Origin of the sequence: Chryseobacterium sp. KACC 21268 (assembly GCA_028736075.1) — a bacterium.
GTDB lineage: Bacteria > Bacteroidota > Bacteroidia > Flavobacteriales > Weeksellaceae > Epilithonimonas.
Genome location: CP117875.1, coordinates 4,055,328 through 4,067,423, shown reverse-complemented (window position 1 = coordinate 4,067,423; position 12,096 = coordinate 4,055,328). Strand labels below are relative to the sequence as shown.

Here is a 12,096-nt window from a genome sequence, read left to right as displayed (position 1 = left end):
TATAACAACCAAATTAAGAAAACCAAAGCGTCAATTTTAAATTGAGTTTGAGTATAAGGACAAACAAACATACAATGGAGAGTTTGATCCTGGCTCAGGATGAACGCTAGCGGGAGGCCTAACACATGCAAGCCGAGCGGTAGAAGATCTTCGGATCTTTGAGAGCGGCGCACGGGTGCGGAACACGTGTGCAACCTGCCTTTATCTGGGGGATAGCCTTTCGAAAGGAAGATTAATACCCCATAATATATTTTACGGCATCGTAAGATATTGAAAACTCCGGTGGATAGAGATGGGCACGCGCAAGATTAGATAGTTGGTGAGGTAACGGCTCACCAAGTCAGTGATCTTTAGGGGGCCTGAGAGGGTGATCCCCCACACTGGTACTGAGACACGGACCAGACTCCTACGGGAGGCAGCAGTGAGGAATATTGGACAATGGGTGAGAGCCTGATCCAGCCATCCCGCGTGAAGGACTAAGGCCCTATGGGTTGTAAACTTCTTTTATACTGGGATAAACCTACTTACGTGTAAGTAGCTGAAGGTACAGTATGAATAAGCACCGGCTAACTCCGTGCCAGCAGCCGCGGTAATACGGAGGGTGCAAGCGTTATCCGGATTTATTGGGTTTAAAGGGTCCGTAGGCGGATCCGTAAGTCAGTGGTGAAATCTCATAGCTTAACTATGAAACTGCCATTGATACTGCGGGTCTTGAGTGAGATTGAGGTAGCTGGAATAAGTAGTGTAGCGGTGAAATGCATAGATATTACTTAGAACACCAATTGCGAAGGCAGGTTACCAAGTCTTAACTGACGCTGATGGACGAAAGCGTGGGGAGCGAACAGGATTAGATACCCTGGTAGTCCACGCCGTAAACGATGCTAACTCGTTTTTGGGGCCTTGCGCTTCAGAGACTAAGCGAAAGTGATAAGTTAGCCACCTGGGGAGTACGTTCGCAAGAATGAAACTCAAAGGAATTGACGGGGGCCCGCACAAGCGGTGGAGCATGTGGTTTAATTCGATGATACGCGAGGAACCTTACCAAGACTTAAATGGGAAATGACAGATTTAGAAATAGATCCTTCTTCGGACATTTTTCAAGGTGCTGCATGGTTGTCGTCAGCTCGTGCCGTGAGGTGTTAGGTTAAGTCCTGCAACGAGCGCAACCCCTGTCACTAGTTGCTAACATTCAGTTGAGGACTCTAGTGAGACTGCCTACGCAAGTAGAGAGGAAGGTGGGGATGACGTCAAATCATCACGGCCCTTACGTCTTGGGCCACACACGTGCTACAATGGCCAGTACAGAGGGCAGCTACCAGGTGACTGGATGCGAATCTCGAAAGCTGGTCTCAGTTCGGATTGGAGTCTGCAACTCGACTCTATGAAGCTGGAATCGCTAGTAATCGCGCATCAGCCATGGCGCGGTGAATACGTTCCCGGGCCTTGTACACACCGCCCGTCAAGCCATGGAAGTCTGGGGTACCTGAAGTCGGTGACCGTAACAGGAGCTGCCTAGGGTAAAACAGGTAACTAGGGCTAAGTCGTAACAAGGTAGCCGTACCGGAAGGTGCGGCTGGAACATCTCATTTTAGAGCGTCTTTTAGACGATAAACAAAATTAAGTTTTTTATACTTGAAAAAGCTTTGGTTTACTTTGGTTGCTTATATAACAATATACCCCTAAAGATTAGTAAGAGGGAACAGAGAGATAGAGAATCTTGAAGAATGATAGAGAGTAATCGTTTATTATTCGTCAAATATCACTCATAAAGAGTCTCGTAGCTCAGCTGGTTAGAGCGCTACACTGATAATGTAGAGGTCGGCAGTTCGAGCCTGCCCGAGACTACTAATTAATAGAGGGGAATTAGCTCAGCTGGCTAGAGCGCCTGCCTTGCACGCAGGAGGTCAAGGGTTCGACTCCCTTATTCTCCACAATTACTGGAAAGTAATAAAAAGAGTTACAGAGATGTAACAAGAACAGAAGATTATACATTTACGAAAGACAAGATTTATGGACGATAGGGTCCGGCACTATAATAATGAATGCATTATTGAGTGTAAAGAGTTCGACTCTCTTATATATTACTGTTTTACGAGACTGATTTAAAAGTTACGGATAGAGCCAAAAACAATATCTGTTCATCAGTTGAGTAAGAAGATAAAAGATCATTGACATTAACGATAAGAACATCACAAAGAGAAAACCGAGTGCACTTGAGCACTTGAGTTTATAAGAATACCGCTTGGTAGCGATACCAAGCAATAAAAATACTGAACTAATTAATAATTAGGAAAGAAATCGTTAAGGGCGTATGGCGGATGCCTAGGCTTTCAGAGGCGAAGAAGGACGTGGTAAGCTGCGAAAAGCTCGGGGGATCGGCACACACGAATTGATCCCGAGATGTCCGAATGGGGCAACCCGGCTGGTTGAAGACCAGTCACTCCGCAAGGAGAGCAAACCCGGAGAACTGAAACATCTAAGTACCCGGAGGAAAAGAAATCGAAGAGATTCCGTAAGTAGCGGCGAGCGAAAGCGGATTAGCCCAAAAGTCTTTATATGTTTAATAGAATGTTCTGGAAAGAACAGCCATAGACGGTGATAGCCCGGTATATGAAAGGCATATTTGGATGATAAATGAGTAGGGCGGGACACGTGAAATCCTGTCTGAATATGGGGGGACCATCCTCCAAGGCTAAATACTCCTGAAAGACCGATAGTGAACTAGTACTGTGAAGGAAAGGTGAAAAGCACTTCGAATAGAAGGGTGAAATAGAACCTGAAACCGTACGCCTACAAGCGGTCGGAGCCCACAAGTTGGGTGACGGCGTGCCTTTTGCATAATGAGCCTACGAGTTAATTTTACTAGCGAGGTTAAGGACTTAAGGTCCGGAGCCGGAGCGAAAGCGAGTCTGAATAGGGCGCTTAGTTAGTAGGATTAGACGCGAAACCTTGTGATCTACCCATGGGCAGGTTGAAGCTTTGGTAACACAAAGTGGAGGACCGAACCGGTTGACGTTGAAAAGTCTTCGGATGACCTGTGGGTAGGGGTGAAAGGCCAATCAAACTGGGAGATAGCTCGTACTCCCCGAAATGCATTTAGGTGCAGCGTTGAGACAAGTTTATTAGAGGTAGAGCTACTGATTGGATGCGGGGGAGTCAAATCCTACCAATTCCTGACAAACTCCGAATGCTAATAAATGTTTCTCAGCAGTGAGGGCGCGGGTGCTAAGGTCCGTGTCCGAGAGGGAAAGAACCCAGACCAACAGCTAAGGTCCCAAAATATATGCTAAGTTGAAATAACGCGGTTGGACTGCATTGACAGCTAGGATGTTGGCTTGGAAGCAGCCATTCATTTAAAGAGTGCGTAACAGCTCACTAGTCGAGCGGTCCGGCATGGATAATAATCGGGCATAAGCATATTACCGAAGCTATGGATTTGTACATTAGTACATCTGGTAGGGGAGCATTCTATTTGCGCCGAAGCAGTATCGTGAGGTATTGTGGAGCGGATAGAAAAGAAAATGTAGGCATAAGTAACGATAAAGCGGGCGAGAAACCCGCTCACCGAAAGACTAAGGATTCCTCAGCCATGCTAATCAGCTGAGGGTTAGTCGGGACCTAACGCGAACCCGAAAGGGGTAGTGGATGGACATAGGGTTAATATTCCCTAACTTGCTCACACTAAAAAGGGGACGGAGTGCCGTACTTACTGGAGACTGACGGAATAGTCAAGGCCTAGCCTTCGGGCGAAGCTGCTGTAAGGAAAGTGCTTCCAAGAAAAGCCGAAGTGAAGCAACCCGTACCATAAACCGACACAGGTAGTCGAGGAGAGAATCCTAAGGTGCTAGAGTGAATCATGGTTAAGGAACTAGGCAAAATAGTCTCGTAACTTCGGAAGAAGAGACGCCAGCAGCAATGCTGGCCGCAGTGAAGAGGCCCAGGCGACTGTTTATCAAAAACACAGGACTCTGCTAAATCGAAAGATGCTGTATAGGGTCTGACACCTGCCCGGTGCTGGAAGGTTAAGGAAGGGCGTTAGCAGCAATGCGAAGCGTTTGACTGAAGCCCCAGTAAACGGCGGCCGTAACTATAACGGTCCTAAGGTAGCGAAATTCCTTGTCGGGTAAGTTCCGACCTGCACGAATGGTGTAACGATCTGGGCACTGTCTCAACCATGAGCTCTGTGAAATTGTAGTCTCGGTGAAGATGCCGAGTACCCGCAATGGGACGAAAAGACCCTGTGAACCTTTACTATAACTTCGTATTGACTTTGAGTAAGTAATGTGTAGGATAGGTGGGAGACTTTGAAGCAGGCACGCTAGTGTTTGTGGAGTCAACGTTGAAATACCACCCTTTACTTACTTGGAGCCTAACTTCTTTTAGAAGGACATTGCGTGGTGGGTAGTTTGACTGGGGTGGTCGCCTCCAAAAGAGTAACGGAGGCTTTCAAAGGTACCCTCAGCACGCTTGGTAACCGTGCGTAGAGTGTAATGGCATAAGGGTGCTTGACTGTGAGACCTACAAGTCGATCAGGTGCGAAAGCAGGACATAGTGATCCGGTGGTTCCGTATGGAAGGGCCATCGCTCATAGGATAAAAGGTACTCCGGGGATAACAGGCTAGTCTCCCCCAAGAGCTCATATCGACGGGGAGGTTCGGCACCTCGATGTCGGCTCGTCACATCCTGGGGCTGGAGAAGGTCCCAAGGGTTGGGCTGTTCGCCCATTAAAGTGGCACGCGAGCTGGGTTCAGAACGTCGTGAGACAGTTCGGTCTCTATCTATTGCGGGCGTTAGATGTTTGAGAGGGCTTGAATCTAGTACGAGAGGACCGATTTGAACAAACCTCTGGTGTATCAGTTGTACCGCCAGGTGCACCGCTGAGTAGCTACGTTTGGAAAGGATAAGCACTGAAAGCATATAAGTGCGAAACCTGCCTCAAGATGAGACATCTTTTAAGGGTCGTTGGAGATGACGACGTTGATAGGCTATAGGTGTAAAGACAGTAATGTCATAGCCGAGTAGTACTAATTACCCGTAGATTTATTGCCTAATTGGCATAGTGCTCAATTGCACAACAAGGTTCTCTCTTTGTGAACGTTTTTATCGATAATTATTGTAAAATGTAGAGCTGTAAAAAGTATTAACGATTATAATCATTGTGAATACAATTTACATTAATACAAAATACAATAATATAAATATACTGTACATCCTTTTGTACAAAACAACCTTTAGGGTGGTTTTAGCAGAGGGGCTCACCTGTTCCCATTCCGAACACAGAAGTTAAGCCCTCTAGCGCCGATGGTACTGCGAAAGCGGGAGAGTAGGTCGCCGCCAGTTTTTTTTAACTCCTTCATTCTTTATTGAATGAAGGAGTTTTTTTTGTTTTATAATAAAGAAATCAATCCAGCCAGATAGAATAAAATTGATACTTTTTAATGACACTCTGTATGGCTAATGAGATCTAATTATTTTGTAAAACCTCATTAATGATACTTTAAATCTACCTTAAAGTAGGGTAAGCTTATATCAGAACTTCTTAAACTTAACTGTTTCTTGAATCAAAATAGCACAGAATAATTTATTTCCAAGTTCGAAGTCCATAGTTTTTGATTAAGTTTCCTTTCATTCTTCGAATGTGAAAAAAGAATGATAATTCTTAATATGATCTAAAAGTCTCCAGTATCAATAATTTAAATAAAAAGAGATAAGATCTATAAGCAGGATTTCTTCGAATAATAGGATTACTTATAGGAGCTCAGTGGTTGTTGGGCAGGAAGGACAATTGGGTTTTGGATGTTTGGTTTATAGGCGGTCATTATGGAGGTGCTAGTGGGAGTATAACAGGAAGATCGTCCCGTCCGCTTACACCATATGAGCAGAACCAGCTGAAACAGGATATAGAGGACCTGGATATAAGTTTATTTGATTATAAAGTAAGCACAGACTCTTCCGGTGCGGTGATTGATTTGGATTCCAAGTGGCTTGGCGTAAGATCTGGAATTTCGTTTGGTTACAGATTCTAAAATCAGAATTAAATTCTAAAATAATAATATTAAAAAAGACAATCCTCATCGATTGTCTTTTTCTTTGGCAGCTAGTTTTCGGATTATGATGATATTTTAAAACGAAACAATTACGATTTTGCAGTTATTTACTGTTTTTTCACTTTCATAAAAGTACTCTGCTATTACTCTTGTCCGTTAATAAGAAACACGGGCTGCTACTAGTACCCTTATTCATTTAAAATTAATCTCACTGATAACCAGTTTGGTACTTAAATGTTTGTTTAAAATTTGTGAATATAGTTGTGGTGTCGGAAAAAGTTCCTATTTTTGCAACCGCTTTAAGAAAGAGCAGCGCAGGAGTCCTATAGGGAATGATATATTTTAAGACTTGTAAAGGGTATTAAATATTAAAAAAAAAGACTTGTAGGTTTAAAAAGGAAACTTTATCTTTGCAAACCCAAATCGAGAGATTGGGAAGCGTAGGAGAACGGTTTAAAAGATTATCAAAACACTTTTCGAGTAACGAAAAAAAACTTTAAAAAAGTTTTGGTAGTTTGGAAAAAACTTTTTACTTTTGCACTCGCAAATCAGGGTCAACAATGACAGATTAGAATCCTGAGGAAGCGAACAGAACGCAGTTCATTGACATAACATATAACAACCAAATTAAGAAAACCAAAGCGTCAATTTTAAATTGAGTTTGAGTATAAGGACAAACAAACATACAATGGAGAGTTTGATCCTGGCTCAGGATGAACGCTAGCGGGAGGCCTAACACATGCAAGCCGAGCGGTAGAAGATCTTCGGATCTTTGAGAGCGGCGCACGGGTGCGGAACACGTGTGCAACCTGCCTTTATCTGGGGGATAGCCTTTCGAAAGGAAGATTAATACCCCATAATATATTTTACGGCATCGTAAGATATTGAAAACTCCGGTGGATAGAGATGGGCACGCGCAAGATTAGATAGTTGGTGAGGTAACGGCTCACCAAGTCAGTGATCTTTAGGGGGCCTGAGAGGGTGATCCCCCACACTGGTACTGAGACACGGACCAGACTCCTACGGGAGGCAGCAGTGAGGAATATTGGACAATGGGTGAGAGCCTGATCCAGCCATCCCGCGTGAAGGACTAAGGCCCTATGGGTTGTAAACTTCTTTTATACTGGGATAAACCTACTTACGTGTAAGTAGCTGAAGGTACAGTATGAATAAGCACCGGCTAACTCCGTGCCAGCAGCCGCGGTAATACGGAGGGTGCAAGCGTTATCCGGATTTATTGGGTTTAAAGGGTCCGTAGGCGGATCCGTAAGTCAGTGGTGAAATCTCATAGCTTAACTATGAAACTGCCATTGATACTGCGGGTCTTGAGTGAGATTGAGGTAGCTGGAATAAGTAGTGTAGCGGTGAAATGCATAGATATTACTTAGAACACCAATTGCGAAGGCAGGTTACCAAGTCTTAACTGACGCTGATGGACGAAAGCGTGGGGAGCGAACAGGATTAGATACCCTGGTAGTCCACGCCGTAAACGATGCTAACTCGTTTTTGGGGCCTTGCGCTTCAGAGACTAAGCGAAAGTGATAAGTTAGCCACCTGGGGAGTACGTTCGCAAGAATGAAACTCAAAGGAATTGACGGGGGCCCGCACAAGCGGTGGAGCATGTGGTTTAATTCGATGATACGCGAGGAACCTTACCAAGACTTAAATGGGAAATGACAGATTTAGAAATAGATCCTTCTTCGGACATTTTTCAAGGTGCTGCATGGTTGTCGTCAGCTCGTGCCGTGAGGTGTTAGGTTAAGTCCTGCAACGAGCGCAACCCCTGTCACTAGTTGCTAACATTCAGTTGAGGACTCTAGTGAGACTGCCTACGCAAGTAGAGAGGAAGGTGGGGATGACGTCAAATCATCACGGCCCTTACGTCTTGGGCCACACACGTGCTACAATGGCCAGTACAGAGGGCAGCTACCAGGTGACTGGATGCGAATCTCGAAAGCTGGTCTCAGTTCGGATTGGAGTCTGCAACTCGACTCTATGAAGCTGGAATCGCTAGTAATCGCGCATCAGCCATGGCGCGGTGAATACGTTCCCGGGCCTTGTACACACCGCCCGTCAAGCCATGGAAGTCTGGGGTACCTGAAGTCGGTGACCGTAACAGGAGCTGCCTAGGGTAAAACAGGTAACTAGGGCTAAGTCGTAACAAGGTAGCCGTACCGGAAGGTGCGGCTGGAACATCTCATTTTAGAGCGTCTTTTAGACGATAAACAAAATTAAGTTTTTTATACTTGAAAAAGCTTTGGTTTACTTTGGTTGCTTATATAACAATATACCCCTAAAGATTAGTAAGAGGGAACAGAGAGATAGAGAATCTTGAAGAATGATAGAGAGTAATCGTTTATTATTCGTCAAATATCACTCATAAAGAGTCTCGTAGCTCAGCTGGTTAGAGCGCTACACTGATAATGTAGAGGTCGGCAGTTCGAGCCTGCCCGAGACTACTAATTAATAGAGGGGAATTAGCTCAGCTGGCTAGAGCGCCTGCCTTGCACGCAGGAGGTCAAGGGTTCGACTCCCTTATTCTCCACAATTACTGGAAAGTAATAAAAAGAGTTACAGAGATGTAACAAGAACAGAAGATTATACATTTACGAAAGACAAGATTTATGGACGATAGGGTCCGGCACTATAATAATGAATGCATTATTGAGTGTAAAGAGTTCGACTCTCTTATATATTACTGTTTTACGAGACTGATTTAAAAGTTACGGATAGAGCCAAAAACAATATCTGTTCATCAGTTGAGTAAGAAGATAAAAGATCATTGACATTAACGATAAGAACATCACAAAGAGAAAACCGAGTGCACTTGAGCACTTGAGTTTATAAGAATACCGCTTGGTAGCGATACCAAGCAATAAAAATACTGAACTAATTAATAATTAGGAAAGAAATCGTTAAGGGCGTATGGCGGATGCCTAGGCTTTCAGAGGCGAAGAAGGACGTGGTAAGCTGCGAAAAGCTCGGGGGATCGGCACACACGAATTGATCCCGAGATGTCCGAATGGGGCAACCCGGCTGGTTGAAGACCAGTCACTCCGCAAGGAGAGCAAACCCGGAGAACTGAAACATCTAAGTACCCGGAGGAAAAGAAATCGAAGAGATTCCGTAAGTAGCGGCGAGCGAAAGCGGATTAGCCCAAAAGTCTTTATATGTTTAATAGAATGTTCTGGAAAGAACAGCCATAGACGGTGATAGCCCGGTATATGAAAGGCATATTTGGATGATAAATGAGTAGGGCGGGACACGTGAAATCCTGTCTGAATATGGGGGGACCATCCTCCAAGGCTAAATACTCCTGAAAGACCGATAGTGAACTAGTACTGTGAAGGAAAGGTGAAAAGCACTTCGAATAGAAGGGTGAAATAGAACCTGAAACCGTACGCCTACAAGCGGTCGGAGCCCACAAGTTGGGTGACGGCGTGCCTTTTGCATAATGAGCCTACGAGTTAATTTTACTAGCGAGGTTAAGGACTTAAGGTCCGGAGCCGGAGCGAAAGCGAGTCTGAATAGGGCGCTTAGTTAGTAGGATTAGACGCGAAACCTTGTGATCTACCCATGGGCAGGTTGAAGCTTTGGTAACACAAAGTGGAGGACCGAACCGGTTGACGTTGAAAAGTCTTCGGATGACCTGTGGGTAGGGGTGAAAGGCCAATCAAACTGGGAGATAGCTCGTACTCCCCGAAATGCATTTAGGTGCAACGTTGAGACAAGTTTATTAGAGGTAGAGCTACTGATTGGATGCGGGGGAGTCAAATCCTACCAATTCCTGACAAACTCCGAATGCTAATAAATGTTTCTCAGCAGTGAGGGCGCGGGTGCTAAGGTCCGTGTCCGAGAGGGAAAGAACCCAGACCAACAGCTAAGGTCCCAAAATATATGCTAAGTTGAAATAACGCGGTTGGACTGCATTGACAGCTAGGATGTTGGCTTGGAAGCAGCCATTCATTTAAAGAGTGCGTAACAGCTCACTAGTCGAGCGGTCCGGCATGGATAATAATCGGGCATAAGCATATTACCGAAGCTATGGATTTGTACATTAGTACATCTGGTAGGGGAGCATTCTATTTGCGCCGAAGCAGTATCGTGAGGTATTGTGGAGCGGATAGAAAAGAAAATGTAGGCATAAGTAACGATAAAGCGGGCGAGAAACCCGCTCACCGAAAGACTAAGGATTCCTCAGCCATGCTAATCAGCTGAGGGTTAGTCGGGACCTAACGCGAACCCGAAAGGGGTAGTGGATGGACATAGGGTTAATATTCCCTAACTTGCTCACACTAAAAAGGGGACGGAGTGCCGTACTTACTGGAGACTGACGGAATAGTCAAGGCCTAGCCTTCGGGCGAAGCTGCTGTAAGGAAAGTGCTTCCAAGAAAAGCCGAAGTGAAGCAACCCGTACCATAAACCGACACAGGTAGTCGAGGAGAGAATCCTAAGGTGCTAGAGTGAATCATGGTTAAGGAACTAGGCAAAATAGTCTCGTAACTTCGGAAGAAGAGACGCCAGCAGCAATGCTGGCCGCAGTGAAGAGGCCCAGGCGACTGTTTATCAAAAACACAGGACTCTGCTAAATCGAAAGATGCTGTATAGGGTCTGACACCTGCCCGGTGCTGGAAGGTTAAGGAAGGGCGTTAGCAGCAATGCGAAGCGTTTGACTGAAGCCCCAGTAAACGGCGGCCGTAACTATAACGGTCCTAAGGTAGCGAAATTCCTTGTCGGGTAAGTTCCGACCTGCACGAATGGTGTAACGATCTGGGCACTGTCTCAACCATGAGCTCTGTGAAATTGTAGTCTCGGTGAAGATGCCGAGTACCCGCAATGGGACGAAAAGACCCTGTGAACCTTTACTATAACTTCGTATTGACTTTGAGTAAGTAATGTGTAGGATAGGTGGGAGACTTTGAAGCAGGCACGCTAGTGTTTGTGGAGTCAACGTTGAAATACCACCCTTTACTTACTTGGAGCCTAACTTCTTTTAGAAGGACATTGCGTGGTGGGTAGTTTGACTGGGGTGGTCGCCTCCAAAAGAGTAACGGAGGCTTTCAAAGGTACCCTCAGCACGCTTGGTAACCGTGCGTAGAGTGTAATGGCATAAGGGTGCTTGACTGTGAGACCTACAAGTCGATCAGGTGCGAAAGCAGGACATAGTGATCCGGTGGTTCCGTATGGAAGGGCCATCGCTCATAGGATAAAAGGTACTCCGGGGATAACAGGCTAGTCTCCCCCAAGAGCTCATATCGACGGGGAGGTTCGGCACCTCGATGTCGGCTCGTCACATCCTGGGGCTGGAGAAGGTCCCAAGGGTTGGGCTGTTCGCCCATTAAAGTGGCACGCGAGCTGGGTTCAGAACGTCGTGAGACAGTTCGGTCTCTATCTATTGCGGGCGTTAGATGTTTGAGAGGGCTTGAATCTAGTACGAGAGGACCGATTTGAACAAACCTCTGGTGTATCAGTTGTACCGCCAGGTGCACCGCTGAGTAGCTACGTTTGGAAAGGATAAGCACTGAAAGCATATAAGTGCGAAACCTGCCTCAAGATGAGACATCTTTTAAGGGTCGTTGGAGATGACGACGTTGATAGGCTATAGGTGTAAAGACAGTAATGTCATAGCCGAGTAGTACTAATTACCCGTAGATTTATTGCCTAATTGGCATAGTGCTCAATTGCACAACAAGGTTCTCTCTTTGTGAACGTTTTTATCGATAATTATTGTAAAATGTAGAGCTGTAAAAAGTATTAACGATTATAATCATTGTGAATACAATTTACATTAATACAAAATACAATAATATAAATATACTGTACATCCTTTTGTACAAAACAACCTTTAGGGTGGTTTTAGCAGAGGGGCTCACCTGTTCCCATTCCGAACACAGAAGTTAAGCCCTCTAGCGCCGATGGTACTGCGAAAGCGGGAGAGTAGGTCGCCGCCAGTTTTTTTAAAAACGCTCATCATTCATTTGGTGGGCGTTTTTTTTGATATATACCCAAAGGAATATGTATAACATTTTTTGTAAAACTTTTAATGAGT

The 12,096-nt window shown here is 45.1% G+C and carries 1 protein-coding gene, 4 tRNA genes and 6 rRNA genes; all 11 read left to right on the top strand.

The genetic code is table 11. The features are described 5' to 3' along the window. Positions 1–71 precede the first annotated feature (71 nt). The 11 genes from PQ459_18570 to rrf (PQ459_18520) all read left to right on the top strand — a co-directional run bounded on the left by PQ459_18570 (position 72) and on the right by rrf (PQ459_18520) (position 12,001). A 16S ribosomal RNA gene (locus PQ459_18570) occupies positions 72–1,589 on the top strand. A gap of 182 nt (positions 1,590–1,771) precedes the next feature. Further along, a tRNA-Ile gene (locus PQ459_18565) sits at positions 1,772–1,845 on the top strand. Positions 1,846–1,857: 12 nt separating this feature from the next. Further along, positions 1,858–1,931 (top strand) — tRNA-Ala (locus PQ459_18560). A gap of 360 nt (positions 1,932–2,291) precedes the next feature. Next, positions 2,292–5,048, top strand: a 23S ribosomal RNA gene (locus PQ459_18555). A gap of 184 nt (positions 5,049–5,232) precedes the next feature. Beyond that, a 5S ribosomal RNA gene (gene rrf, locus PQ459_18550) occupies positions 5,233–5,340 on the top strand. 428 nt (positions 5,341–5,768) lie between these two features. Then, positions 5,769–6,026, top strand: a complete 258-nt coding sequence (locus PQ459_18545; protein ID WDF46877.1) for a hypothetical protein — start codon at positions 5,769–5,771, stop codon at positions 6,024–6,026. A gap of 706 nt (positions 6,027–6,732) precedes the next feature. Next, a 16S ribosomal RNA gene (locus PQ459_18540) occupies positions 6,733–8,250 on the top strand. A gap of 182 nt (positions 8,251–8,432) precedes the next feature. Next, positions 8,433–8,506, top strand: a tRNA-Ile gene (locus PQ459_18535). Positions 8,507–8,518: 12 nt separating this feature from the next. Further along, a tRNA-Ala gene (locus PQ459_18530) sits at positions 8,519–8,592 on the top strand. A 360-nt stretch (positions 8,593–8,952) separates the two neighbouring features. Next, a 23S ribosomal RNA gene (locus PQ459_18525) occupies positions 8,953–11,709 on the top strand. A gap of 184 nt (positions 11,710–11,893) precedes the next feature. Further along, positions 11,894–12,001, top strand: a 5S ribosomal RNA gene (rrf, locus tag PQ459_18520). The 16S, 23S and 5S rRNA genes sit together here with 4 tRNA genes alongside, the layout of an rRNA operon. Positions 12,002–12,096 lie beyond the last annotated feature (95 nt).